Origin of the sequence: Burkholderia sp. AU6039 (assembly GCF_002223365.1) — a bacterium.
Taxonomy (GTDB): Bacteria; Pseudomonadota; Gammaproteobacteria; order Burkholderiales; family Burkholderiaceae; genus Burkholderia.
The window spans coordinates 2,520,031-2,545,885 of the sequence record NZ_NKFK01000005.1 but is presented as its reverse complement, the minus strand read 5'-3'; the positions used below and the strand labels follow the sequence as shown (position 1 = coordinate 2,545,885).

At 67.2% G+C, this 25,855-nt stretch carries 26 protein-coding genes; 16 read left to right on the top strand and 10 right to left on the bottom strand.

Translation table 11 applies throughout. The features are described from left to right. Window positions 1-44 precede the first annotated feature (44 nt). The 5 genes from CFB39_RS29155 to CFB39_RS29135 all read right to left on the bottom strand — a co-directional run bounded on the left by CFB39_RS29155 (window position 45) and on the right by CFB39_RS29135 (window position 6,113). The gene (locus CFB39_RS29155; RefSeq protein ID WP_069252350.1) at window positions 45-413 is read right to left on the bottom strand and encodes a YbjQ family protein; all 369 of its coding nucleotides are present in this window, start codon (window positions 411-413) and stop codon (window positions 45-47) included. Window positions 414-540: 127 nt separating this feature from the next. Then, window positions 541-1,794 carry a M20/M25/M40 family metallo-hydrolase gene (locus CFB39_RS29150; RefSeq protein ID WP_089475433.1) on the bottom strand — a complete coding sequence of 418 codons (1,254 nt, stop codon included), beginning with the start codon at window positions 1,792-1,794 and terminating at the stop codon, window positions 541-543. 79 nt (window positions 1,795-1,873) lie between these two features. Beyond that, window positions 1,874-3,586 (bottom strand): M36 family metallopeptidase, encoded by a 1,713-nt coding sequence (locus CFB39_RS29145; RefSeq protein ID WP_089475432.1) that lies wholly within the window; start codon window positions 3,584-3,586, stop codon window positions 1,874-1,876. 489 nt (window positions 3,587-4,075) lie between these two features. Next, window positions 4,076-5,020, bottom strand: a complete 945-nt coding sequence (locus CFB39_RS29140) for a GlxA family transcriptional regulator (RefSeq protein WP_089426853.1) — start codon at window positions 5,018-5,020, stop codon at window positions 4,076-4,078. A 130-nt stretch (window positions 5,021-5,150) separates the two neighbouring features. Then, window positions 5,151-6,113, bottom strand: coding sequence for a helix-turn-helix domain-containing protein (locus CFB39_RS29135; RefSeq protein ID WP_089475431.1), 963 nt, complete (start codon window positions 6,111-6,113; stop codon window positions 5,151-5,153). 244 nt (window positions 6,114-6,357) lie between these two features. Between CFB39_RS29135 and CFB39_RS29130 the strand changes: the two genes are divergently transcribed. From CFB39_RS29130 to CFB39_RS29100, 7 genes are read left to right on the top strand one after another with little or no spacing between them, the layout of a single operon-like run. Next, window positions 6,358-7,515 (top strand): amine dehydrogenase large subunit, encoded by a 1,158-nt coding sequence (locus CFB39_RS29130; RefSeq protein ID WP_089475430.1) that lies wholly within the window; start codon window positions 6,358-6,360, stop codon window positions 7,513-7,515. A gap of 7 nt (window positions 7,516-7,522) precedes the next feature. Further along, the gene (locus CFB39_RS29125) at window positions 7,523-8,077 is read left to right on the top strand and encodes a MauE/DoxX family redox-associated membrane protein (protein WP_089475429.1); all 555 of its coding nucleotides are present in this window, start codon (window positions 7,523-7,525) and stop codon (window positions 8,075-8,077) included. Then, window positions 8,074-8,706: a methylamine dehydrogenase accessory protein MauD gene (gene mauD / locus CFB39_RS29120; protein ID WP_089475428.1), complete on the top strand. Its 633-nt coding sequence runs from the start codon at window positions 8,074-8,076 to the stop codon at window positions 8,704-8,706. Before CFB39_RS29125 ends, mauD begins: the two co-directional genes overlap by 4 nt. A gap of 39 nt (window positions 8,707-8,745) precedes the next feature. Further along, on the top strand, window positions 8,746-9,291 hold the full coding sequence (locus CFB39_RS29115; RefSeq protein WP_089475427.1) for a methylamine dehydrogenase light chain: 546 nt from the start codon (window positions 8,746-8,748) through the stop codon (window positions 9,289-9,291). Next, entirely contained in the window at window positions 9,288-9,788 is a 501-nt protein-coding gene (locus CFB39_RS29110; RefSeq protein ID WP_089475426.1) for a cytochrome c, read from the top strand. The genes CFB39_RS29115 and CFB39_RS29110 overlap by 4 nt, the downstream gene beginning before the upstream one ends. Window positions 9,789-9,841: 53 nt before the next feature. Beyond that, window positions 9,842-10,330: a cytochrome c gene (locus tag CFB39_RS29105; protein WP_089475425.1), complete on the top strand. Its 489-nt coding sequence runs from the start codon at window positions 9,842-9,844 to the stop codon at window positions 10,328-10,330. 33 nt (window positions 10,331-10,363) lie between these two features. Next, window positions 10,364-11,869 (top strand): aldehyde dehydrogenase family protein, encoded by a 1,506-nt coding sequence (locus CFB39_RS29100; protein ID WP_089475424.1) that lies wholly within the window; start codon window positions 10,364-10,366, stop codon window positions 11,867-11,869. Between the two features lie 72 nt (window positions 11,870-11,941). Here CFB39_RS29100 and CFB39_RS29095 read toward each other — a convergent pair whose 3' ends face one another. Then, window positions 11,942-12,385 carry a DMT family transporter gene (locus CFB39_RS29095; RefSeq protein WP_089475423.1) on the bottom strand — a complete coding sequence of 148 codons (444 nt, stop codon included), beginning with the start codon at window positions 12,383-12,385 and terminating at the stop codon, window positions 11,942-11,944. 121 nt (window positions 12,386-12,506) lie between these two features. On the opposite strand from CFB39_RS29095, the gene CFB39_RS29090 reads away from it, so the two are divergent. Beyond that, on the top strand, window positions 12,507-13,385 hold the full coding sequence (locus CFB39_RS29090) for a LysR family transcriptional regulator (RefSeq protein ID WP_089475422.1): 879 nt from the start codon (window positions 12,507-12,509) through the stop codon (window positions 13,383-13,385). A gap of 55 nt (window positions 13,386-13,440) precedes the next feature. Here CFB39_RS29090 and CFB39_RS29085 read toward each other — a convergent pair whose 3' ends face one another. After that, window positions 13,441-15,024, bottom strand: coding sequence for an isocitrate lyase (locus CFB39_RS29085; RefSeq protein ID WP_089426863.1), 1,584 nt, complete (start codon window positions 15,022-15,024; stop codon window positions 13,441-13,443). 610 nt (window positions 15,025-15,634) lie between these two features. Between CFB39_RS29085 and CFB39_RS29080 the strand changes: the two genes are divergently transcribed. The 6 genes from CFB39_RS29080 to CFB39_RS29055 all read left to right on the top strand — a co-directional run bounded on the left by CFB39_RS29080 (window position 15,635) and on the right by CFB39_RS29055 (window position 21,364). Beyond that, entirely contained in the window at window positions 15,635-16,588 is a 954-nt protein-coding gene (locus CFB39_RS29080; RefSeq protein WP_089475421.1) for a choline ABC transporter substrate-binding protein, read from the top strand. An 83-nt stretch (window positions 16,589-16,671) separates the two neighbouring features. Continuing rightward, the gene (locus CFB39_RS29075; RefSeq protein ID WP_039366557.1) at window positions 16,672-17,601 is read left to right on the top strand and encodes a 3-keto-5-aminohexanoate cleavage protein; all 930 of its coding nucleotides are present in this window, start codon (window positions 16,672-16,674) and stop codon (window positions 17,599-17,601) included. Between the two features lie 87 nt (window positions 17,602-17,688). Beyond that, window positions 17,689-18,654 (top strand): L-carnitine dehydrogenase, encoded by a 966-nt coding sequence (locus CFB39_RS29070; RefSeq protein WP_039366226.1) that lies wholly within the window; start codon window positions 17,689-17,691, stop codon window positions 18,652-18,654. A 12-nt stretch (window positions 18,655-18,666) separates the two neighbouring features. Further along, window positions 18,667-19,155 carry a thioesterase family protein gene (locus CFB39_RS29065; RefSeq protein WP_089475420.1) on the top strand — a complete coding sequence of 163 codons (489 nt, stop codon included), beginning with the start codon at window positions 18,667-18,669 and terminating at the stop codon, window positions 19,153-19,155. A gap of 33 nt (window positions 19,156-19,188) precedes the next feature. Continuing rightward, window positions 19,189-20,145: an alpha/beta hydrolase gene (locus CFB39_RS29060; protein ID WP_089475419.1), complete on the top strand. Its 957-nt coding sequence runs from the start codon at window positions 19,189-19,191 to the stop codon at window positions 20,143-20,145. A gap of 22 nt (window positions 20,146-20,167) precedes the next feature. Then, a complete protein-coding gene (locus CFB39_RS29055; RefSeq protein WP_089475418.1) occupies window positions 20,168-21,364 on the top strand; it encodes a TauD/TfdA family dioxygenase in 1,197 nt (398 codons plus the stop codon). Between the two features lie 199 nt (window positions 21,365-21,563). On the opposite strand, the gene CFB39_RS29050 is transcribed toward CFB39_RS29055, so the two are convergent. The 3 genes from CFB39_RS29050 to CFB39_RS29040 form a co-directional block, all read right to left on the bottom strand. After that, entirely contained in the window at window positions 21,564-21,860 is a 297-nt protein-coding gene (locus tag CFB39_RS29050) for a DUF4148 domain-containing protein (RefSeq protein WP_089426868.1), read from the bottom strand. A gap of 214 nt (window positions 21,861-22,074) precedes the next feature. Then, a complete protein-coding gene (locus CFB39_RS29045) occupies window positions 22,075-23,061 on the bottom strand; it encodes an oxidoreductase (protein ID WP_089475417.1) in 987 nt (328 codons plus the stop codon). A gap of 167 nt (window positions 23,062-23,228) precedes the next feature. Beyond that, window positions 23,229-23,519: a DUF3331 domain-containing protein gene (locus CFB39_RS29040; protein WP_039366241.1), complete on the bottom strand. Its 291-nt coding sequence runs from the start codon at window positions 23,517-23,519 to the stop codon at window positions 23,229-23,231. A 664-nt stretch (window positions 23,520-24,183) separates the two neighbouring features. On the opposite strand from CFB39_RS29040, the gene CFB39_RS29035 reads away from it, so the two are divergent. Both CFB39_RS29035 and CFB39_RS29030 read left to right on the top strand, forming a co-directional pair. Beyond that, window positions 24,184-24,948 (top strand): SDR family oxidoreductase, encoded by a 765-nt coding sequence (locus CFB39_RS29035; RefSeq protein ID WP_089475416.1) that lies wholly within the window; start codon window positions 24,184-24,186, stop codon window positions 24,946-24,948. Window positions 24,949-24,990: 42 nt separating this feature from the next. Beyond that, entirely contained in the window at window positions 24,991-25,833 is an 843-nt protein-coding gene (locus CFB39_RS29030; RefSeq protein ID WP_089475415.1) for an ureidoglycolate lyase, read from the top strand. Window positions 25,834-25,855 lie beyond the last annotated feature (22 nt).

Sequence of the window (25,855 nt, the reverse complement as noted above, 5' to 3'; positions counted from 1 at the left end):
CGTTTCTGCGATCGTGTGGGCGGCCGGCGCGTAACGGTTGACGGTCAGGCGCCGGCGTCGCGCGCGACCCGCACGGCCGTGCCGTAGCAGATGACTTCCGTGACGCCCGCCCCGATCTCGGTCGAGTCGTAGCGCATCGCGACGATCGCATTCGCGCCGAGCTTGCGCGCGTCGCCGAGCATCTTGTCGAACGCCTGCTGGCGCGCCTTCTCGCACAGCGACGTATACAACGTGATGTTGCCGCCGAAGAGGGTTTGCAGCGACGCGCCGAACGAGCCGACGATCGAGCGCGAGCGCACGATGATCCCCTGCGCGACGCCGAGCGAGCGGACGGTCGTGTGGCCGGGCAGGTCGAATGCGGTCGTGACGCGTTCGGGCGTGAGATCGTCGAACGAGCGGGAGATATCGGTCATGGCATTGCACCGTGTTGCTGAAGTGAGCGAATGACGATTCTATCCGGAACGGCTAACGGGTTCGGCCGGGTTCGAACGGGCGCGCCCGCACCACGCGCCCGTTCCACCGCCCCCGGCCGTCGCCGGGTCAACGCTTGACGGTCGCGCTGCCGTTTCCGCCGAGATCGACCGCGTAGGCCAGCGCCAGCTTGCCGAACTTCAGCGCGTGATTCGCCTGCCGATCCGAATTCTCCAGCGTGTCGTTCACGGTATGGATATACGGGCTGTCGTTCTGGTCGGCCTCGAACGGGAACGACGCCGGATACCCTTGCGCATTCCACGACGCGTGATCCGAGCACGCATACCCGCACTGCGACGTGCCGATCGCGAGTTCCGGCAGGTAGGTCTTCGCCAGATTCGTCAGGTAGGTGTTCTGCGACGCGTTCGTGTAGTCGGTGATCAGGTAGATATCCTTCGGATCGCCCTTGTAGTTCGTCATGTCGAGCTGCAGCACGCCGACCACGTTCGCATTCTGCGCGCGGAACTGCTTCGCGATCGCTTTCGAGCCGAGCAGCCCGGCTTCCTCGGCTGCGTACCCGACGAACTTGATCGTGCGCTTCGGCTTGTAGTTGTTCGCCAGCAGCACGCGCAGCGCTTCGGTGAGGCTGGCGATGCCCGACGCATCGTCGTCCGCGCCCGGCGAGCGCGTGTTCTCCGTCGTGCGGCCGACCGTCGAATCGAGGTGGCCGCCCAGCACGACGGTGCCCGCGGCCGGATCGCTGCCGCGAATCGTCAGGATCACGGATTTCTGCGGAAAGCCGGTGTGCGCGAACTGTTCGACGGTGATGTCGGCGCGTGAGCCCGCCAGCTGCTTCCACTGCAGTGCGAGCCAGTCCGATGCGGCGACGCCGTGCGACGTCGTGTAGTAGCGGTTCGTGAAGCCGGACAGCGACGTGATCGTGCCGACGATGTTGCTGGCCTGCAGCTGCTGGATCCACGTGCCGATCTGCGGCGCGTTCGATACCTTGTACACGGAGGCGGCGGCCTGTTTCGCGAGCGTCGGCGGCAACGGCTGCAGTGCCTGGCGCGCGTCGTCGAACGAGTCGTGCACGACATAGCCGGGCCCGTGGCCGCGCGTATGGTGGACGGCGTGGGCCAGCTCGCCGAGCCGTGAATCATCGATTTCGACGACGTGAACGGTTTCGCGGCGCGCGGCGCCGTCGGCCGTCTTGCCGGCGTCGAGGGTCGTGCTGTACTGCGCGGTGGCGCCGGCGTCGATGCGTTGCAACTGGCGGAACGCCGCGTCGCCGAGTGTGATCCACACCGGCGTCGCGTGTGCGGCGGCGGTCAGCAGCATGCCGCCCAGCGCGGCACTCAGGCGGGTCAGTTTCAGAGTAGGCATGTTCGATCTCGTGAGGATGGCGATGTCGAGGAAGAGGGCGCGCCGCAGGTCGTGCGAGGCGCCCCCGCCTGCTGCGGAATTACGACTTCTTCGGTACGGTCACGCCGTACGTGCAACTCTGGTTGTACGCATTGCCGATCGCGGTCAGCTGCGCGCTGCTGTAGCCGAGCGCGGACGCGGCCGTCAGCACGGCCTGCGCGGCGGCCTTCTGGTTGGTCGAGCTGTTGGTCATCGACAACCCTTTCAGGAACGCCTTGTCCATCGCCTGCGCACCGATCGCGTCGCGCGCGACGAGGTTGCACGACGCCCAGTACTGGCCGGCCGTATGGATCTCCGCGCCGCGTGCCTGCGCGTAGGTGCGCCCGACGTTCCAGTTGGTCACGCGGCCGCCCCAGAACTCGTTGTGGCCGTCCCAGTTGTAGACCCAGTGGTATTGCGCATCCGACGGGCTCCACTGGTTGAAGTCGCGGCTGTACGCGGCGGCGAGATAGTCGCCGGTGCCTTCCGACAGCCCTTCCTGTTGCGACAGGCCGCCGTTCGTCACCCAGTCGTGGATGCCGTGGCCGAGCTCGTGGATCACGACGTCCGCATCCTCCGCATCGTCGACGCCGCCTTGCCCGAAGGTCAGCCGGCCGCTGCTCGACGAGTACGACGAGTTGTCGTCGCCCGATTCGCCGTGCGGGTCGTACTGCACGCCGCCGGTGTACTGGTACGGCAGCGCCTTGATACCGAGCGTCTGGTTCACGTAACGCAGGAATGTGTCGATGTGGTAATACACGTTCACGGCCTCGAAATACAGGTTGCCGCGCGTGAACTCGAACGCGGGCGTCGACTGCACGGGGCACGCCTTGTCGAGCGGCGCGTCGAAATCGATGCACGACGCGTACGGGCCCGTCAGCGTGTAGCGCCCGCCCGACTGCGCGAGATCCTTCAAGGTCACGCGCACGCGTGCGGCGGTGAGCTGCGAAGAGTCAGCGTCGTTGCTGTCCTTGAATCCCGTGCTGCCGTAGCTGCTCCTGGTCGGCGACAGCGGGTCGGGCCGGAACACGAAGCCCGTGCCGTCGGTCGCGTAGAACGCCTTGTCCTCGGCGCGCAGCACGTCGCCGCTGCCCGAGTCGATCAGCAGCTCCCAGTCGCCTTTCGGGCCGTCGTTCGGGCGGCCGCGCACCTTCCACGCGGTATGCGTGCCGGTCTTGTCGACGAACGCGACGAGCTGCGCATCCAGGTTCGTGAAGCCGCTCACGCCGAGATACGCGCGGGCGCGGTCGAGCGCCTGCTGCTGGTCGACGGCCTGCGACTTGCGCGACGTCGCGACCACGCCGTTGATCGTGTTGCTCGCGACGTACAGGATGCGGCCGTCCTTCGCGACCGTCACCGCGATATCGCTGCCGTAGACGGGCAAGCCGGCCGCCTGTTGCTGCAGGCGCACGACGGTGAAATCGGCATCGTTGCGCTCCGACGTGACGACGAGGCTCGCGAGCGCGGTCGCGTCGAGCCCGAGCTGCGCGGCCTGCGACGCGACGAAGTCGCGCGCGGTGGCGGCGGGCGTCGTGGCGGTTTTCTTCGCGCGATACGCGGGGTTGTAGAGCGTGACGGCGACGCCGTCCGCGCGGAACTGCCCGGCGGCCGTGTCGGCCTTGGCGGCCGGCGGCGCGATGCCGCGCGTCAGGCTTTCGCGCAGGCTCGTTGCTTGCGGGTTCGACACTTTCGTATCGGCCGCGGTGCCGCCGACGATGCCGAAACCGAGCGCGAGACCCAGGGCGAGCGGCAGTGCTTTGCGTGATGTCTGCATACGTGATCCTCATCTCAACGGTTGGATACGCCCGCGCGTTCGTGGCGCGCAGGCACGACACGGCCCGCGCGCCGGCGCGATGGCGCCGGTGCGGCGAAGCGGTGTTGGGAGCGTCGACTGACTAAGGAACCCTAAATGTCAGGTCGAAAAGAAACAGGCAGGCGAAGAGGGGGAGAAGCGGGAGAAGAAGCGAACGGCAGGCAGGTGCGGCGACGGCGAAGCGAGCATCGTCATGTCATACCCCTCGGATCGGATCGATATCGGTGGCAGCCCGCGTGGCGCGACGCACGTGGCGATGCGGCATGCATGTCGTTAGGCTGCCTATCTAACTTTTTTTGGTATGTTACAGAATATTTTCAACGACATTCCAATTTATTTTCGACGACCGCTTCGGTCCGTCGATCAATCGCCGGCATTGTTCAGCAAGCGGCGGGAATCGCTGCCCGAACGCGCAATTCCGCGCCGGATTGTGTGTGAAACCGGCGACGATCAGCGCGTCGCGCGCCGGTCGTTGCGCGGGCTCAGCCCGAATCGCGTCCGATACGTGCGCGAGAAATGCGACGGCGATTCGAACCCGCACGCGACGCAAACCGACGTGATGCTCATGTCCGTCTGCTGCAGCAGTTCACGCGCGCGATCGAGGCGCAGGTTCAGGTAGAAGTGCGTTGGCGTGTCGTTCAGCGTCGCGCTGAACAGCCGTTCGAGCTGGCGGCGCGTGATCGACACCTCCTGCGCGAGCGCATCGGAGCCGAGCGGGGTTTCCATGTGCCGCTGCATCGTGCCGATCACCTGGATCAGCTTGCGGTTGTGCACGCCGTAGCGCGCGGCGATCTCGAGCCGCTGGCTGTCCGAGCGCTGCCGGATCCGGCTGACGACGAACTGCTCGGAGATCGCCGCCGCGAGATCGGCGCCGTGCCGCCGCCCGATCAGGTCGAGCATCATGTCGATCGACGCGGTGCCGCCCGCGCACGTGATGCGCCGGTCGTCGATCTCGAACAGTTCCTGCGTCGCGTTCAGCCCGGGGTAGCGTTCGCGGAACGCGGCCAGTGCTTCCCAGTGCAGCGTGAGCGGCTGCGATGCGTCGAACAGCCCGGCTTCCGCGAGCACGAAGCTGCCCGTGTCGATGCCGCCGAGCGTTGCACCATGACGGTGCTGGCGGCGCAGCCAGTCGCCGATCGCGCGGGTGTAGCACACGAGCGGATCGAAACCCGCGACGACGAACACCGTATCGACCTTGTCGACCTCCGCGCACGCGGCCTCGGCGGCGACCGGAATGCCGTTGCTCGCGGCGACGGGCGCGCCGTCGGCGCTGATCACGTGCCAGCGATAGAGCTCGGTGCGAAAGCGGTTCGCGACGCGCAGCGGCTCGACCGCGGACATGAAGCCGAGTGCGGAGAAGCCGGGCAGCAGCAGGAAATGGAAATCCTCGGGCATCGGGGCAGGAGATGGAATCGGGTAGTCGTCGTCGCGCATCGTGCGGGGCGGCGAGCGGATGGGCAGGCGCCGCGACCGGCTCGCGCGCGCCGAACGGTCAGCGGGAGATTATCGCGGGTTTTGCGCGGGCTCAGCGCGTTTTCGCGTCGCGCACGGCCCGGCGCGCGGTGGTCGACGGCAACTCGCCGAACTGCGCCTTGTACGCGCTCGCGAAATGCCCGAGATGCATGAAGCCCCAGCGTGCGGCCGCGTCGCTGATCGGCAGGTCGGCCTGCCGCGTATCGAGCAGCATCCGCCGCACTTGCGACAGGCGCAGCGAGCGCACGTAGTTCAACGGGCTGGTCTGCACGACCGACTGGAAGCTGTTCTGCATCGTGCGCCGGCTCACGCGCAATTGCGTGCACAGGCTCAGCACGTCGACCGGTGCTTCGGGATGGCCGATCACGTAGTCGTGCACGCGGCGCACGATGTCGGCGCGACAGGCGTGCGTGAGGCGGTTCGACGGCTCGGGAATCCGGTACGTGAGGAGATCGACGAGCACGTTGCCGATCTCGCCGCGCAGTTCGCGCTGCGCGCGTGCGTCGCGGTAGGCATCGGGTGCCGCCAGCACGCACTCGAGTTGCGTGGCGACCTGCACGCTCGCGCGCATCAGCACGGCGGTGGGCATGTCGACGACGCCGCGCCGCAACGTGGCTTCGTCGACGCGCACATCGGCCGCATCCTCGACCTGCTGCATCAGCGCGCGATCGGCGACGACACCGATCAGCGACATGTCGTCGGGTGAATGCAGCTCGAACGGCGCGCCGCCGCGCGCCATCACCATCGTGCCGCGCTCGATGCGCGCACCGCCGAATGCGAACGCGCCGGAGCCGGTGAGCGGCATGCCGAACACCGTATGGTCGTGCGGCAGTCTTCCGCGCTGGATGATGCGCACGTTGGCGGTTTCCTGGAACAGCTGCATGCCGTCCAGCACCGCGTGCTTGACCGCGCTGCGATACGCGCCGGAGCCGATCTGGTCGTAGCGCTGGTTCCAGCCGCGCAGCGCCTCGGCATGCCGGTCCGCGTTGTCGAACCTCTCGTGAAACACGAACACAGCGCCTCCGGGTGCGTCGATCAGGACCGCGCAAGATTAAACCGACCGCCTGGTCGGCGCAATAAGGGGGAGCGCTATTCCGCGCGCATTTGTCAGAGGGTCGGAAGCGTCCGGCCGGCGCGGCTTTCAGGCGGTTTTCCAATATCCCGAATCGGCAAGCACGCGGTGCCGGTCCGGGTGCTGACCGGATTTATTGTCGAACTACAGTCGCCCCACATCACGTGATTCCCCAACTGGAGGCGACATGAGGACAAGGCGACGAACCGCGGTGCTCGCGGCGACGCTGGCGTTCGCGGCGGCATGGGCCGGCAGCGCGAACGCGACGGAAAAGCCGGAGGAACTGGTCGTGCAGAAGATGCCGCCATGGCATCCGCACGAGGTCTATATCGTCGACATCTCGATGCCGTCGATGACCGACGGACGCATCTACGTATACGACGCCGATGCGAAGAAACTGCTCGGCCAGATCGACGGCGGCTTCGGCCCCGGCTTCGCGATTTCGCCCGACCACAAGACGAGCTTCGTCGCGACGACCTACTTCTCGCGCGGCTCGCACGGCACGCGCACCGACGTCGTCGAGATGACCGACAACACGACGCTCGATCATGCGGGCGAGATCGTGATTCCGGCAAAGCATGCGCAGCATGTGCCGTCGCCGTACAACACCGCGTTCAGCGCGGACGGCAAGCGGCTGTACGTCGCGAACATCACGCCGGCGGCCTCGGTGACGGTGATCGACGCGGTGTCGAAGCAGGTACTGTCGGAGATCGACACGGCGGCTTGCGTGCTCGCGTATCCGTCGGGCAACGACCGCTTCACCGCGCTGTGCGAAAGCGGCAAGGCGTTGACCGTCACGCTCGATGCGAACGGCAAGGAAGTGAAGCGCACGATGTCGGAGGCGTTCATCGACGTCGACAAGGATCCGGCGTTCGTGAACGCGTCGCGCTACCAGGGCGCCTATCTGTTCACGACGTACGGCGGCAACGTGCGCAGCGCGGATTTCAGCGGCGACAAGCCCGCGTTCGGCAAGCCGTGGCCGCTCTTGACGGATGCCGAGCGCGCCGAAGGCTGGCGCCCGGGCGGCATGCAGCAGACGGCCGTGCAGGCCCGGCAAAACCGCTACTACGTGCTGATGCACAAGGGCGGCGACGGCTCGCACAAGGATCCCGGCACGCAGGTGTGGGTGGTCGACCTGAAGTCGAAGCAGCGTGTCGCGCGCTGGGATCTCGCGCAGCAGAAGGTCGATCCGCTCGTGTCGATCCAGGTCAGCGAGGACGACAAGCCGCTGTTCTATGGGCTGACGGCGACGTCCGACCTCGTCGTGATGGATGCGCGCACCGGCAAGCTGCAGCACGTCGAGAAGCAGATCGGCAACACGTCGTCGCTGCTCGTCAACCCGTGAGGCCGCGATGACGCTCGATCCCGTACTTGCCACCAGCGCGCAGGCCGGCGCCGCCGTCGTCGTGCTGCTCGGCGCGTTCGCGAAGATGCGGCGGCCCGCCGCGTTCAGCCAGGCGCTCGCCGGCTACCGGCTGCTGCCCGACGCGCTGACCGCGCCCGTCGCGTTCGCGATTCCGCTCGCGGAAGCGATCGGGGCCGCGGCGCTGCTGTTTCCCGATACGCGCACGGCCGGTGCGATCGGCCTGGTCGCGTTGCTCGTGGCCTTCGCCGCCGCGATTGCGATCAATCTCCTGCGCGGCCACACCGACATCGACTGCGGTTGTTCCGGCTTCGCGGCGGCGCGCACGGATGCGCCGCGCGGCATCGGCTGGCTGCACGTCGCGCGCGTGCTGCTGCTCGCCGCGCTGGCCGCGACCGCGCTCGTCGAGCCGGGCGCACGCGCGGTCGTGTGGTTCGACTACCTGACGCTGTTCTTCTCCGTGCTGCTGATCGTCTGCGCGCTGCTCACCGTCGACGTGCTGCTCGCCAACGCCCCGCGCCTTTCCCACCTGAGGAATTCATGATGCAAACCGCTCTCACCGTTTCCACCGCCCTGCTGTGGGTGGCCGTCGTCGCGCTCGGCGCGATCTGTCTCGCGCTCGTGCGCCAGATCGGCATCCTGTACGAACGCATCATGCCGGCCGGCGCATTGATGATCGACAAGGGGCCGGCGGTCGGCACGATCGCGCCGACGTTCGAACTGACCGACATTCGCGGCGCGCAGGTGAAGGTCGGCGGCTTCGATGCGTCAGGCAAGGCGACGCTGCTGTTCTTCCTGTCGCCGACGTGCCCCGCCTGCAAGAAGTTGCTGCCGCTGCTGCCGTCGCTGCAGGCGAGCGAAGCGACGCCGGTGAACATCGTGCTCGTGAGCGACGGCGATGCCGACGAACACACGCGCTTCGCACGCAAGCACGACCTCGGGCGCTTCCCGTACGTGCTGTCGCAGGAGCTAGGCCTCGCGTACCAGATCGGCAAGCTGCCGTACGCGGTGCTGCTCGACGAAACCGGCACGGTGCGCGCGAAGGGGCTCGTCAACACGCGCGAGCATCTCGAGAGCCTGTTCGAAGCGAAGGAGCGCGGCGTCGCGTCGCTGCAGCAGTTCGTGCACGGCGATCATGGCCACGACCACGACGCGCACGCGCAGCACGCATGACCGGCCGCCCCTCTTTCAACGTCAAGGGAGAACAACGACATGGGCCTGTTTGATTCATGGTTCGAGCGGTCGGCGCGCGGCGTCGCGCAGCACAGTTCGCGGCGCAGCGCGATGGCGAAGCTCGGCAAGGTGCTGGTGGGATCGGCGATGCTGCCGCTGCTGCCCGTCGATCGCACCGCGTATGCGGCCGATGCGGCATCGGGCGCGTCGGCTGCGTCCGGCGGCGCCGCGACGGCGGCAAGCGACGATCCGATGAGCTGCGACTACTGGAAATACTGCGCGATCGACGGCTGGCTGTGCAGTTGCTGCGGAGGCACGTCGAGCAGTTGCCCACCGGGCACGACGCCTTCGCCGATCACGTGGATCGGCACCTGCCGCAATCCGCACGACGGTTCGGACTACATCGTGTCGTACAACGACTGCTGCGGCAAGACGTCGTGCGGCAAGTGCTTCTGCAACCGCAACGAGCGCGAGAAGCCGCTGTACAAGCTGTCGCTGAACAACGACATCAACTGGTGCATGGCCAACGGAAATTCGAACTATCACTGTTCGGTTTCGGTTCTGCTGGGAGCGGCAAAACAATGAAAGGGAAGCAAGCAGGGAAGTTCGCCGTCGCATGCATGACGGCCGTGACGGCCTTCGCATTGCCGGCCGCCGCCGGCGCGCAGGAAACCGTGCATTACCCGGCCGGCAAGAGTCTGTTCGACGCGCAGTGCGCGGTATGCCACCAGGCGGGCGGCAAGGGGCAGGACGGCCTCGCGCCGCCGCTGACCGAGTATCCGGGCAAGTACGCGACGGCCGAGCCGGGGCGCGCGCAACTGGTCGCAACGTTGCTGCACGGGATGTTCGGCGAGATCAAGGTGCGCGACAAGCACTACAACTTCAAGATGCCGTCGTTTGCGAGCGCGAGCGATGACGACATCGCGCACGTGCTCAACTACGTCGTGTTCGATCTCAACGCGCAGCATGGTGACGCGAAGCCGTTCACGGCGGCGGATATCCGTGCGGCGCGCGCGAAGGCGATGGATGGCACGGCCGTTCATGCGCAACGCGAAGTCGTCGTCAAGGGGCTCGGCCTGTGACGCTCGCGTGCGCGCCCCGTGTTGGCGACGCCGCGGCCTGCACGCGGTGTGCGATGTCGTCGTGGCTCGGCAGCGTGTCGCGTCGGCTGTCGTCGTTGCTGATGCTGGCCGGAGCAGTCGCAGGTTTGACCACGGCACCCGCGCATGCCGACGGCGCGGCCGACGCGGCGCGCGCGCGGCAGCACTGGGTGCTCAACTGCATGGGTTGCCACACGGCGACGGGCGGCGGCATTCCCGGCAAGGTGCCGCCGCTCGCCAACTCGCTCGGCTATTTCACGCATCTGCCCGCCGGGCGCGAGTACGTGATGCGCGTGCCCGGCGCGTCGAACTCGGCGCTGTCGGACCAGGATCTCGCCGACGTGCTCAACTGGGTACTCACCACCATGAACCGCGACGCACTGCCGCGCGACTTCAAGCCTTATACGGCCGCCGAAGTCGCCGCGCACCGCCGTCCCGCCTTGTCCGACGTCGCGACCGTGCGCGCCGGCCTCGTGCGCGCGTTGCAGGCGCGCGGGATCGACGGCGTCACGGATCGCTATTGACCGACTCATTCAGGAAATCGAGGAATCAGGAAGATGGAGACGAACGAACATTTCCCGCTGCTCGACGCCACGCGCGCGTTTCTCGCGAAGCCGAAGAAGATGCTGATCGGCGCCGAGTGGTGCGACGCAGCGTCGGGCCGCCAGCTCGACGTCGTGAACCCGGCCGACGGCACCGTGCTCGCGCACGTGCCCGAAGCGGACGAGCACGACGTGCAGCAGGCCGTCGCCGCCGCGCGGCGCGCATTCGACGCGGGGCCGTGGCGCACCGCGAAGACCACCGATCGCGAACGCCTGCTGCTCGCGCTCGCCGACCTGGTCGAAGCGAATGCGCGCGAGCTGGCGGAGATCGAGTCGCTCGACAACGGCAAGCCCGTGATGGTGGCGCAAGGGCTCGACGTCGCGATGGCCGCGCAGTGCTTCCGCTACATGGCCGGCTGGGCGACGAAGATCGAAGGCAGCGTGATCGACGCGGGCATGCCTTACATGCCGGACAGCGAGATCTTTACCTATACGCGCAAGGAGCCCGTCGGCGTGGTCGGCGCGATCATTCCGTGGAATTTCCCGCTGCTGATGGCCGCGTGGAAGCTTGCGCCCGCACTGGCCACGGGCTGCACCGTGGTGTTGAAGCCCGCGGAAGATACGCCGCTCAGCGCGTTGCGCCTCGGCGAGCTGATTCAGGCGGCCGGCTTTCCCGACGGCGTCGTCAATATCGTCACCGGTTACGGTCACACGGCCGGCGCCGCGCTGTCGCGCGATCCGCGCGTCGACAAGATCGCGTTCACGGGCTCGACGCAGACGGGCAAGACGATCGGCCACGCGGCGCTCGACAACATGACGCGGATGTCGCTCGAACTCGGCGGCAAGTCGCCGGTGATCGTGCTGCCCGACGTCGATCCCGACAAGGCCGCACTGGGCGTGGCGAACGCGATCTTCTTCAACCAGGGGCAGGTGTGCACGGCCGGGTCGCGCGCGTACATCCATGCGACGGTGTTCGACGACGTGATCGAGCGCGTCGCGAAGATCGCCGCCAGCCTGAAGCTCGGCCCGGGGATGGACCCGTCGACGCAGATCGGCCCGCTCGTCTCGGCGAAGCAGCGCCAGCGCGTGTGCGGCTATATCGACTCGGGCTTCGGCGAGGGCGCCCGCGCCGTCGCGGGCGGCCGCGCGATCGACGGCCCCGGCTTCTTCGTCGAACCCACCGTGCTGGTCGACACGACGCAGGCGATGCGCGTCGTGCGCGAGGAGATCTTCGGGCCGGTGCTCGTCGCGATGCCGTTCGATGACGTCGAGACGGCCGTCCAGCTCGCCAACGACACACCGTACGGCCTCGGCGCGAGCATCTGGTCGAACGATCTTTCCGCGATCCACAAGCTGATCCCGCGCATCGCGGCCGGCACGGTGTGGGTCAACTGCCACTCGCTGCTCGACAACGCGATGCCGTTCGGCGGGATGAAGCAGTCGGGTTTCGGTCGCGAACTCGGCCGTGCGGTGATCGACCAGTACACGGAAAGCAAGTCGGTGATGATGAACTACGCGTGAGCGTCGCGGCGGGTGCATGCGTTGCCGGCGGTTCGGCAACGCACACGCATGGGGCAGCGACGCGAGACGTCGTCACGCGCGAACCAGCACCACCCCGAGAATGAGGCACGCCGCGCCGGCCAGGCGGATCGGGCTGGCCGCATGCTGCTGGATGCCGAGCACGCCGAAGTGGTCGAACACGAGCGCGCCGGTCATCTGCCCGACGACGATCAGCGCGAGCGTCGTCGCGGCGCCCAGGCGCGGCACCATCAGGATCGCGATGCCGACGAATACCGCGCCGAAGAACCCGCCGGTCCAGCTGAACCATGACGCGGCGCCGGTGGCGCCCCCGCTCAAGCGCGGATGCGGGGTCAGCAGCGCGACCGCGAGCATCGCGGCCAGGCCGACGAGGTAGCTGACCGACCCGGCCCACCACGGCGAGCCGAGCTGCGCACGGAGATTGGCGTTGAGCACCTGTTGCAACGCCACGCTGACGCCGGCGGCAACGACCAGCAGATAGGACAGGAGAGTAGTCACGACGAGGCAGGCTCCGGCGAAGTGGCCGTGACGGTGGCTCCGGCACGGCAGGCTTCCATTCTGGAAAGCGCGACGGTATAACGCAAATATCAAATCGGGCGCTTATCCATCTCTTTTCGGCATGCCATCCCTGAGGCAAATCCAGTATTTCCTGACCGTGGCCGATCTCGGCGGCTTCACGCCGGCCGCGAGCGCGCTCCACGTCGCGCAGTCGGCGCTCAGCCGGCAGATCGGTCAACTGGAAGACGAGCTGGGGTTTCCGCTGTTCGACCGGGAGCCGAGAGGGGTACGGCTCACGCCGGCCGGCGCGCTTTATCGCGATCGCGTGGCGTCGATTCCGGCGACCCTGACCGCAGCGGCCGACGAGGGCGCGCAGTTGTCGCGCGGCGAAGCGGGCGTCTTGCGGCTCCTGCATTCGAGCACCGTTCCCGTCGGCAGCCTGATGCCGGTGCTCGAGCGCTTCATGCGCGCGTGTCCGGGCGCACGGATCGATCTCGACCGCGCGTCGTCCGAGGATCAGGTGCTGGAGATCGCGAGCGGCAACGCCGATATCGGGATCGTCCGTTTGCCGGTGCTGCGCCGCGATCCGCGCGTGCGCTTCGTCGAGCTCGCGGCCGAACGTCTGTGCGCGGCGGTGCCGGCCGATCATCCGCTGGCGGGCCGCAAGCGCATGGCGATCGCGCGGCTGCGGCACGAGCCGTTCGTATCGGCCGTGTATCGGGAGCGGGGCGGGCTCGCGCGCGTCGTGATCGATCTTTGCCTGAAGCGCGGCTTCGTGCCGGCGATCGCCCGGATCGTGTCGCCGAAGACGTCGATGCTGAATCTCGTCGCGGCGGGGCACGGCGTCGCGATCGTGCCGGAACGGATGGCGAGTCTCGGGATCGACGGCGTCGTCTTCGTGCCGATTTCGGATGAAGACGCCAGGTCGGTGTGCGCGCTGGTGTTGCCGGTCGCGCCGACGGTGCTGGCGGACGCGTTCGTGCGGGTGATCGGCGAATAAAAAAACGCCAACCCGTAACGTAACGGGTTGGCGTTTCGCGTGGCGATGACCGGTATCAGAACTGGTTCATCGTGTTGTCCTTGCCGGCCGCCTTCAGCGCTGCTTCGCCGCTGAAGTATTCCTTGTGATCGTCACCGATGTCCGAGCCGGACATGTTCTGGTGCTTCACGCAGGCGATACCCTGGCGGATTTCCTTGCGCTGCACGCCGGCCACGTAGCCGAGCATGCCCTGGTCGCCGAAGTATTCCTTGGCCAGGTTGTCGGTCGACAGCGCGGCGGTGTGGTACGTCGGCAGCGTGATCAGGTGATGGAAGATGCCGGCTTCACGCGATGCATCGGCCTGGAACGTACGGATCTTTTCGTCGGCCAGCTTGGCCAGTTCCGTGTCGTCGTATTCCACGCTCATCAGCTGCGCACGATCGTAGGCCGACACGTCCTTGCCCTCGGCCTTCAGCGCGTCGTACGCCTGCTGGCGGAAGTTCAGCGTCCAGTTGAACGACGGGCTGTTGTTGTACACCAGCTTCGCGTTCGGGATGACCTTGCGGATTTCGCTGACCATGCCGCCGATCTGGGCGATGTGCGGTTTTTCGGTTTCGATCCACAGCAGGTCGGCGCCGTTCTGCAGCGACGTGATGCAGTCGAGCACGCAGCGCGCTTCGCCCGTGCCGGCGCGGAACTGGAACAGGTTGCTCGGCAGGCGCTTCGGACGCAGCAGCTTACCGTCGCGCTTGATGACGACGTCACCGTTGCCCAGCTGGTCGGCCGACAGTTCTTCGCAGTCGAGGAAAGCGTTGTACTGGTCGCCCAGGTCGCCCGGCGTGTTGGTCACGGCGATCTGCTTGGTCAGGCCGGCACCCAGCGAGTCGGTACGGGCGACGATGATGCCGTCGTCCACGCCCAGCTCCAGGAACGCGTAGCGGATCGCGCGGATCTTCGCGAGGAAGTCCTCGTGCGGCACCGTGACCTTGCCGTCCTGGTGGCCGCACTGCTTCTCGTCGGACACCTGGTTTTCGATCTGGATGCAGCATGCGCCTGCTTCGATGAACTGCTTGGCCAGCAGGTACGTGGCTTCCGCGTTGCCGAAACCGGCGTCGATGTCGGCGATGATCGGCACGACGTGCGTGACGTGGTTGTCGATCTTCTCCTGGATCGCGGCCTTCGCCGTGGCGTCCTTGGCGGCGTCGAGTTCGCGGAACAGGCCGCCGAGCTCACGGGCGTCGGCCTGGCGCAGGAACGTGTACAGCTCGCGGATCAGCGCGCTGACCGAGGTCTTTTCGTGCATCGACTGGTCCGGCAGCGGGCCGAACTCGGAGCGCAGCGCGGCGACCATCCAGCCGGACAGGTACAGGTAGCGGCGTTCGGTGCTGTTGAAGTGCTTCTTGATGGAGATCATCTTCTGCTGGCCGATGAAGCCGTGCCAGCAACCCAGCGACTGCGTGTACTTGGCCGGGTCGGCGTCGTACGCGGCCATGTCGGCGCGCATGATCTTCGCGGTGTACTTGGCGATGTCCAGGCCCGTCTTGAACTTGTTCTGGGCACGCATGCGGGCGGCGTACTCGGGGCTGATCGCATTCCACGCGCTGCCGTGGTTTTCCTTCAAACCGGCAACTGCCTTGATGTCGTCTTGATACTGGGCCATGTCAATCTCCTGGGAGCAAAGCGCGTTTGAGTAACGGGTTGAGCGTGCCCGCTACGTCTGTCGAAGCGGACTGCATGGGATAAATAGTAACGCCGCCCATCGAGCTTTTGGTGATGTCTTATATAAGACATAAGACATTATTTTTGCTTGATTTTCAATGAGTTACGCAGCGATTTTTGCAATGCAAAACAAGTTTTCAAGCGACGAAAAGGTGTCGGCGCGGGAATTCGGCGTGGATTCCGCAATACGAAACGCTCTTTCGGCTGCTGGAGATCAGGCCAGCTTCACACGCACCCGTGACACCCGTTCGTCGGGTCGATGCGAGCGGCGCTGAACCGAAGCCGCGCCGGCATGCCGTTTCGTCCGGGCCGAACCGAAAGCATCGCGCCGCATGTGGACAAACCAGATCCATCTGAAGTTCGCGTGAAAACCCCGCCCACCAAGCCTCTCAAGAAACCTAGTGGTTTCCACTCATAGTCGCAAATAGTCAAGAACAGGTCGCCGCCGGTCTTCTCGCGGCCAATATGGCTCGTTACTTTTACTCCCACGATGCAGGCCGGGCACACCCCGCGCACCGGCTGCCGCGAGTCAAACCGGGAGGTAACGAACCATGAAGTCGACGAAGATCGCCGCGCTTGTCGCGGCCGTGCTGGCGACCGGCGCGTTCACGCACGCGGCGCAGGCCGAAACGGATGCCGCCACTTGCCGCACCGTGCGTTTCGCGGATATCGGCTGGACCGACATCACGTCGACCACGGCGCTCGCGTCGACCGTGTTCGAGGCGCTCGGCTACAAGCCGACCACGACGATCGCGTCGGTGCCGATCTCGTTCGCCGGCCTGAAGAGCAAGCAGCTCGACATATCGCTCGGCTACTGGTGGCCCGTGCAGCAGAAGCAGCTCCAGCCGTTCCTCGACAGCAAGTCGATCAACGTCGTCGAACCGCCGAACCTGTCGGGCGCGAAGGCGACGCTCGCGGTGCCGAGCTACGAATACCAGGCGGGCCTGAAGACCTTCGAGGACATCGCGAAGCACCGCGCGGAACTCGACGGCAAGATCTACGGGATCGAGCCGGGCAGCAGCGCGAACGCGACGATCCAGAAGATGATCGACACGAACCAGTACGGGCTCGGCGGCTTCAAGCTCGTCGAATCGAGCGAGGCCGGGATGCTGGTGACGGTCGAGCGCGCGATCCGCGAGAAGAAGTGGGTCGTCTTCCTCGGCTGGGAACCGCATCCGATGAACATCCAGATCAGCATGAACTATCTGTCCGGCGGCGATGCGTCGTTCGGGCCGAACTACGGCGAGGCGCGCGTGTACACGCTCACGGCCCCCGACTTCATTTCACGCTGCCCGAACGCCGGCAAGCTCGTCACGAACCTGCGCTTCTCGACGCAGCTCGAGAACCAGCTGATGCAGTCGGTGATGAACAAGACGAAGCCGGCCGAGGCCGCGAAGGCGTACCTGAAGAAGAACCCGCAGGTGCTCGATCCGTGGCTCGCGGGCGTCAAGACGTTCGACGGCAAGGATGGCCTGCCGGCCGTGAAGGCGTATCTCGGCCTGTGATGGATGACCCGCGCGCCGCACCCGGCGCGCGCCGACGAAACATTCGCATTGCGATACAACCCGATTCAAGCGAGGCAACCAGCATGAACCACGAAGTCATCATCACCTGCGCCGTCACCGGCGCGGGCGATACGGTCGGCAAGCATCCGGCGATTCCGGTCACGCCGAAGGAAATCGCGGCCGCCGCGATCGAGGCCGCGAAGGCCGGCGCAACGGTGGCGCACTGCCACGTGCGCGATCCGCAGACGGGGCGCGGCAGCCGCGACCCGAACCTGTACCGCGAAGTGGTCGACCGCATCCGCTCGGCCGATGTCGACGTGATCATCAACCTGACGGCCGGCATGGGCGGCGATCTCGAGATCGGCCCCGGCGAGGACCCGATGCGTTTCGGCAAGGGAACCGACCTGGTCGGCGGCCTCACGCGGCTCGCGCACGTCGAGGACTTGTTGCCCGAGATCTGCACGCTCGACTGCGGCACGCTGAATTTCGGTGACGGCGACTACATCTACGTATCGACGCCCGCGCAGCTGCGCGCCGGCGCGAAGCGCATCCAGGAACTCGGCGTGAAGCCCGAGCTGGAAATTTTCGACACGGGCCATCTGTGGTTCGCGAAGCAGTTGCTGAAGGAAGGGCTGCTCGACGATCCGCCGCTGTTCCAGCTGTGCCTCGGCATTCCGTGGGGCGCACCGGCCGACACGGGCACGATGAAGGCGATGGTCGACAACCTGCCGCCGGGCGCGCACTGGGCCGGCTTCGGGATCGGCCGCATGCAGATGCCGATGGTCGCGCAGGCGATGCTGCTCGGCGGCCACGTGCGGGTCGGCCTCGAAGACAACATCTGGCTCGATCGCGGCGTGCATGCGACCAACGGCACGCTCGTCGAGCGCGCGCGAGAGATCATCGAACGGCTCGGGGCCCGCGTGCTGACGCCGGCGGAAGGCCGCCGCAAGCTCGGCTTGCCGGCGCGCGGCGAGCGTCCGCTCGAACGCCGTGCGATCGCCGAGTTCGCGTGAGTTTTTGCCAGACTGATTGACATGACGCGGCGGCACGCACAGGCGCGGCCGCCCACCGATTTCCCCTGATTTGAAGGATGCGTTGACATGGCTGTGAAGACCGACATCAAGACGTTCGCCGCCATCGGCACCGGCGTGATCGGCAGCGGATGGATTTCCCGCGCGCTCGCGCACGGTCTCGACGTGGTCGTATGGGACCCGGCACCGGGCGCGGAGGAGCGGCTGCGCGCGAACGTCGCGAACGCGTGGCCCGCGCTCGAACGCGTCGGCCTCGCACCGGGCGCCGACCCCGCGCGGCTGCGTTTCGTCTCGACGATCGAGGCCTGCGTCGCCGATGCGGATTTCATCCAGGAAAGCGCGCCCGAGCGCGAGGCGCTGAAGCTCGAACTGCACGAGCAGATCAGCCGCGCGGCGAAGCCTGACGCGATCATCGCGTCGTCGACGTCGGGGCTGCTGCCGACGGATTTCTACGCGCGGGCGACGCATCCGGAGCGCTGCGTGGTCGGCCATCCGTTCAATCCCGTCTATCTGCTGCCGCTCGTCGAAGTGCTCGGCGGCGCGCGCACGTCGCCGGAAGCGGTCGAAGGCGCGATGGAGGTCTATCGCAAGCTCGGCATGCGGCCGCTGCACGTGCGCAAGGAAGTGCCGGGCTTCATCGCCGACCGGCTGCTCGAAGCGTTGTGGCGCGAGGCGCTGCACCTCGTCAACGAAGGCGTCGCGACGACCGGCGAGATCGACGACGCGATTCGCTTCGGCGCGGGCATCCGCTGGTCGTTCATGGGCACGTTCCTGACCTACACGCTCGCGGGCGGCGATGCGGGCATGCGACACTTCATGCAGCAGTTCGGCCCCGCGCTCGAGTTGCCGTGGACGAAGCTGGTCGCGCCCACGCTGACCGACGCGCTGATCGACAGCGTCGTCGAAGGCACGACCGAACAGCAGGGCACGCGCAGCATCAAGGAACTCGAGCGCTATCGCGACGAGTGCATCACCGAGGTGCTGAAGTCGATCGCCGCGGTGAAGGCGCGGCACGGGATGCGATTCGAAGACTGAGGACGACAGACGATGACCGGCGATACCCCGCTGACGATTTACCGCGACGTGGTGCGGCCCGAATGGGTCGACTACAACGGCCACCTGCGCGATGCGTTCTACCTGCTGATCTTCAGCTTCGCGACCGATGCGCTGCTGGATCGCATCGGCCTCGATGACGTCGCGCGTCGCGAGCGGGGTCGCTCGGTCTATACGCTCGAAGCGCACGTGAACTACCTGCACGAGATCAAGGAGGGCACGCCGGTGCGCGTCGACGCGCGCGTGCTCGCACACGACGCGAAGCGGCTGCACCTGTATCTCGAGCTGTTTGCTGACGGGCACGACGATGCGGTGTCGGCGAGCGAGCAGATGCTGCTGCACGTCGATACACGCGACGGCGCGAAATCGGCGCCGTTCGACGACGACGTGGCCGCACGCGTGGCCGAGCTGCATGCGTTGCAGCGCGAGTGCGCGGCGCCCGCGTATGCGGGCCGCGTGATCGGGCTGCCGCCGCGCCGATAACCTGCGCGAACCTTCGACCTCGGAACGCACACGATGCTCGAACCGGAAATCGCGACGTTCGTTGCCGCCGTGGACGCGTGGTATCCGGCCGACGCGGCGGCGCGCTCGCCCGCCGAACAGCGTCGCCTGTACGACCGCTTCGCGGCCGAATGGACGCCGGCCGCGCTGCCGGCCGGCATCGTGCAGCAGGACGCCGTCTGGCACGCCGCCGACGGCCGTGCGATCGCGCTGCGGCGTTACACGTCCGCGCACCGCACGCCACGCGGCACGGTGCTGTTCTTTCATGGCGGCGGTTTCGTCGTCGGCTCGCTCGACAGTCATGCGCTGATCACCGCGCAACTGGCGGCCGATACGGGGCTCGACGTGATCGCGGTCGACTACCGGCTCGCGCCCGAGCATCGCGCGCCGGCCGCGCTCGAAGATTGCCTGGAGGTCACGCGCGCCGCGCGCGACGCACGCTGGCCGTTCGGGCCGTGCATGCATCCGCTGACGCTCGCGGGCGACAGCGCGGGCGGCATGCTCGCGGCGGCGGTGGCGACCGCGCTGCGCGATGCGGGCGAAGGCGGTATTGACGGCATCGCGCTCGTCTACCCGATGCTTGGATTCGAACCGCAATCGCCCGCGCGCGAAACGGAAGCGCACGCGCCGATGCTGACGCTCGACGACGTCCATCGCTATCGCGCGCTGTACTGGGAAGGCGCCTTGGTCGATGCGCTGGGAGACGGTGACCCGCTGCTGCGCGCGTCGGTACCGCTCGCGGCTTCGCGTTTCGACGGCCTGCCGCCCGTGCTCGCGATCGGCGCGGAACACGATCCGCTGCGCGACGACGCGCGCGTGTACGTCGAACGGATTCGCGCGGCCGGCGGGGCCGCGCATTACTGGATGGGAGAGGGGCTGGTGCACGGCTGCTGGCGCGCGCTCGGAACGAGCCCGCAGGCGGCGCGGCTGCACCGGACGGTCGGCGGGTTTCTGCTCGCACCACACGCGTAGCGGGCGTTTCCGGGAGGCAACGATGCAGGCAGCGCAACACCGTATCGAGGACTGGCGGACGTTTTCGGCCGACGCGGCCATTGCGGCGGCGACGATTGGCGACGGCGCGGTGGACGTCGAATGGAGCGACACGCGACGATCGCCGTTTCATTTCGACTGGCTGCGCGACAACTGCGCGTGTTCCGCGTGCGTGCATGCCGTCACGCGTGAACAGGTGTTCGAGATCGCCGATGCGCGCGAGGATCTCTCCGCGCTCACGGTGCACGTCGAAACCGACGGCGCGCTGCATGTCGAATGGAATGACGGACATCGCAGCGCGTGGTCGCCGGGCTGGTTGCGTGCGCATGCCTACGACGACGCGTCGCGCGCGGAGCGGCAGGCCGCGCACGGGCGGCACGTGTGGGCCGGTGACGACGCGACGGCCATCGGCGTGTTCGCGTGGCGCGACTTGATGGAGGACGACGGCGCATTGCTCGCGTGGCTCGCCGCGTTGCAACGCACGGGGCTGACGCTCGTCGAAGGCGTGCCGGCCGAGCGTGGCCGTGTCGACGAGATCGCGCGCCGTATCGGCCTGATCCGCGAAAGCAATTTCGGCGTGCTGTTCGACGTCGAATCGAAGCCGCGTCCGGACAGCAATGCGTATACGTCGCTGAACCTGCCGCCGCATACCGACTTGCCGACTCGCGAGTTGCAGCCGGGTGTGCAGTTCCTGCATTGCCTCGCGAACGACGCGACCGGCGGCGACAGCGTGTTCCTCGACGGCTTCGCGCTGGCCGATGCGCTGCGGCGCGAGCATCCGGCCGATTTCGAACAGCTCGCGTCGACGCCGTTCGAGTTCTGGAACAAGAGCGCGAACAGCGACTACCGCTGCTCGGCGCCGGTGATCGGGCTCGATGCGCGCGGCAACGTGACGGAGGTGCGTGTCGCGAACTTCCTGCGCGGGCCGCTCGATGCGCCGTCCGGCTCGGTCGCGGCCGTCTATCGCGCGTACCGGCGGTTTCTCGCGCTGGCGCGCGAGCCGCGCTTTCGCGTGCAGCGCCGGCTGCGGGCGGGCGACATGTGGGCGTTCGACAACCGCCGCGTGCTGCATGCGCGCACCGAGTTCGATCCGTCTACCGGGCGCCGGCACCTGCAGGGCTGCTACATCGATCGCGACGAACTGCTGTCGCGGTGGCGCGTGCTGTCGCGCTCGGCGCCTGCCGCGGCCGCGTCGCGCTGACGGGCGCGCGCGGTTTCGTCCTGCTCGTACGCATCCCTCGCCGATGAAAAAACACCCGGACGCCAGGCGCCCGGGCGAAGCCCCCCGTTGCCGGGCGGCGGAGGTATGCGTTTCATAAAAACGGACGAGCCCCGCAAGGGGGCTCGTCCGGATATTGCTTCATCGCGCGACGCGCGGCGCCCGCCGAGGGCGCATCGGCTTACTGGCCGAAGAAGATCGAGTCGCGAGCGTTCGACGATGCAGCCGGGGCGCCCGAGTGGACGGCCGGAGCCGGTTGTGCGCCGTAGCCGCTGGTGTCGGCACCATGAACACGCGCTTCGGCGCTCTGGATGTCGTTCGGGTAGTACGGGCTCGCCACGCCCGGCTTGTAGCCGGCTTGTTCGAGCTGGACCAGTTCATTGCGCACTTGAGCGCGGGTCACGGTGCTTTGAGCGAATGCGCCAAACGAAGCGGACAGGGCGGCAGCGGCAACGACTGCGGAAACGAGCGATTTCATGATGACCTCCGGTGTTTTATTGAGTTCGCTCTCGACACCATGTCTTAAGCGATTGATCAAATCTTAGTCATCGGAAGGTTCAGGGTAAACGCTGGTTTTGACGATAAATTGTTTCCTGGGTGGTAACAGTCGCGCGTCGAATCAGTCTTTCAACCGGCTTTCTTTCCGGTTGGTGCAACAAGTATCACGAATATTGCGGACGGCGAAGCGCGGTTCAACGCACCTCGGCCGCCGTGTCGAACGACCGGCCCGGCGCGCGTCCGGCCGGTGCGCCCGAACTGAGGAAACGCACGCCCGTCGCCGCTTCCGAGGCTTCCCACAGCAGCGCAGCGGAAGCCACGTCGCGCGCCGCGCGGGGCACGCTAGCAGGCGCCGGCAGCCCGCGCGACTCGAACCAGCCGGACGGCCCGATGTACGCGCCGCCGGCGAGATCGGGCGAGGTTGCCGCATGAATCGCGGGCAGCGCGCCCTGGTCGGCCGGCTGCGCGAGATAACGGTTCGCGGCGCGCATCAGTGCGGCACGGGCGGGCGAGCGGTCCATCGCGGGGCCCGCGAACTGCAGGTTGGTCGCCGCGTAGCCCGGGTGCGCGGCCACGCTGATCCCGGCGAACGCCGCGCGCTCGAAACGACGCTGCAACTCGATCGCGAACACGAGATTCGCGAGCTTGCTGTCGCAATAGGCGAGATAACGGTTGTAGCGGTGCTCGGCGCGCAGGTCGTCGACGCGGATCCGGCCGCCGCGGTTGAGCCCGCTCGACATCGTCACGACCCGCGCACGGCGCGCGGCACGCAGCGCGGGCAGCAGATGGCCGGTGAGCGCGAAATGGCCGAGGTGGTTGGTGCCGAACTGCATCTCGAAGCCGTCGTGCGTATGACGCAGCGGCAGGAACATCACGCCGGCGTTGTTGCAGAGGATATCGACGCGCCCATGGCGTTCGGCCACATCGGCCGCGAAGCGCGCGATCGACGCGAGATCGGCGAGGTCGAGCGCGTCGACTTCGACGCGGGCATCGGGATGGAGCCGGCGAATCGCATCGGCCGCCTGTGCGGCGCGGGCCGCGTCGCGGCAGCCCATCACGACCGTCGCGCCTTTCGCGGCCAGCGTTTCCGCCAGCTGCCAGCCGAGCCCGCTGTTGGCGCCGGTCACGATCGCGACCTTGCCGCCTTGCGCCGGGACGTGGCGCGCGCTCCATGCATGCATGTCTGCCTCCATCGGCGCGGCCGGGCGGCCGCGGCACGTAATCATTACATTGAGTGGTGTAACGATAGTGCGCGCGGGCGTGGCAGACAAGCGGGGGAATTAGACCGGCGCTTCTAGGGCCGGCGCACCGGATGGCGCCGCGTGCGGCGACGCGCGGCCGGCAGGATTTACCTGCCGCCGGCCAGCGCGAGCACTTCGGCGGCGGAGATCATCGCGGCCGCGTTCGCGGGCGCCGGGCGTTCGGCCGGGCGGAAGACTTCGTCGCCGCGGTGGATCACCTGGCGCGACAGCGCGCAGGTGCCGGTGCGTTGGGCGAAGCGGCGGCGCCAGCGCTGTTCACCGTAGTGACAGCGGCCGGGTTCGACCCAGCGGACGACGAGCAGCGTATCGGAACGTTCGAGGATTTCGACGTGAACGTCGGCGGGATCGAGCGCAGGCAGGGATTTGGAGGCCTTCATTTTGCCGTTTCCTAAAGCTCGTGCGGTTCGGTCATGGCAGTGGATGTCACTACCCGAGGGCGAATCCGTAGCGGTTTCCATGAGTGGTGCGCTAAATGTAAGCGTCTGTGACCGGAAAAAACATCCTGTCTGGCTCAAATTACCTTTTGCCGATTTAGAAACAATCCAGGCTTATTTTCTTGGAAACCACAGACAAAAACGCCCCGGACACGAAGCCCGGGGCGGAAAATCGGCCTGCGCGCCGTGCCTGCTCGCCCAGTCACGGAGCCCATCGCCGGGGGGACGGAGGTGCCCGCAGGGATCGAACGCGGGCGGGGTGGCGATGGACCGGATGCGCAGTCCGGTACGTCATGATGGCGCGCGCATCCCGTTGAGACCCTGACGTGAACATGACTTTTTCGTCAGTTTGGCGGGATGTCGAGCCCCGCTTGTGCGGAAGAATCGACTGGAAGGCCCGCCGGTATTGGATTTGTCCGAATCCTGGGGTGTGCTCCCGGGGCGCTATCGAACGTCGAATCCCTGCTCAACAGCCCGATTTCCCCACCCGGGTAAATACTGAATCCCGATTCCGTGACAAACGCGGAATCACTTCCTAAGATTGGTTGGACCTTTGGTCCTTTGTGCCAATCGGCCGACGGGTGGCCGGCTTCTTCGGGAGGTGCTCATGAGATTGCAGGGCAAACGCGCGCTGGTGACGGCGGCCGGGCAGGGCATCGGCCGCGCGACCGCGCTGCGGTTCGCGAGCGAGGGCGCCGACGTGCTGGCGACCGACATCAACGAAGCCGCGCTCGTGCGGCTCGAGGCCGACGCCGAGCGCGCGGGCGGCCGGCTGGCCACGCGCCGGCTCGACGTGACCGATGCACAGGACGTCGCGGCGCTCGCCGCGAGCGAACGCGCGTTCGACGTGCTGTTCAACTGCGCGGGCTTCGTGCACCACGGCTCGATCCTCGACTGCGACGACGAAGCGTGGGCGTTCTCGCTGAACCTGAACGTCACGTCGATGTACCGGCTGATCCGCGCGCTGCTGCCCGCGATGCTCGAAGCCGGCGGCGCGTCGATCGTCAACATGGCGTCGGCCGCGTCGAGCGTGAAGGGCGTGCCCAACCGCTTCGTCTATGGCACCACCAAGGCGGCCGTGATCGGCCTGACCAAGGCGGTGGCCGCCGATTTCGTCGAGCGGGGCATCCGCTGCAACGCGATCTGCCCGGGCACGATCGAATCGCCGTCGCTGGAGCAACGCATCGCGGACCAGGCGCGCACGCGCCACGTGTCGACCGACGAGGTGCGCCAGGCGTTCGTCGCGCGCCAGCCGATCGGACGCATCGGCCGCGCGGAGGAAGTGGCCGCGCTCGCGCTGTACCTCGCGTCCGACGAAGCGTCGTTCACGACCGGCGCGATCCACCTGATCGACGGCGGCTGGTCAAACTGACCGCGCCCCTCCCATTCACTTTCCGTATCGGCTCAACACGACATGAAACTGCTGAGATTTGGCGACAAACACCATGAAAAGCCGGGCCTGCTCGATGCGCAGGGCCATATCCGCGACCTGTCCGGCGTGATCGACGACATCGCCGGCGACGTGCTGGCGCCGGCGTCGCTCGCGCGGCTGCGCGACATTCCGCCGTCGTCGCTGCCGCTGGTCGAAGGCACGCCGCGGCTCGGCGCGTGCGTGGGCCGCGTCGGCAAGTTCATCTGCATCGGGCTCAACTATTCCGACCACGCAGCCGAATCGGGGATGGACGTGCCGAAGGAGCCGGTCGTGTTCGGCAAGTGGACGAGCGCGATCTCGGGGCCGAACGACGACGTCGAGATTCCGCGCGGCTCGGAAAAAACCGACTGGGAAGTCGAGCTCGGCGTGGTGATCGGCCAGGGCGGCCGCTACATCGCGGAAGCCGACGCGCTGTCGCACGTCGCCGGCTATTGCGTCGTGAACGACGTGTCGGAGCGCGAATTCCAGCTCGAACGCGGCGGCACGTGGGACAAGGGCAAGGGCAACGACACGTTCGGGCCGATCGGCCCCTGGCTCGTGACGGCCGACGAAGTGCCCGATCCGCATGCGCTGCGGCTGTGGCTGGAAGTGGACGGCCATCGCTACCAGAACGGCACGACCGCGACGATGGTGTTCCGCGTGCCGCACCTGATCAGCTACCTGAGCCGCTTCATGAGCCTGCAGCCGGGCGACGTGATCTCGACCGGCACGCCGCCGGGTGTCGGCCTCGGGCAGAAGCCGCCCGTCTATCTGCGCGCCGGACAGGTGATCACGCTCGGCATCGACGGGCTCGGCGAGCAACGCCAGCGCACCGTGCAGGCCTGATTTCCTTTAACGGACGGTTCGT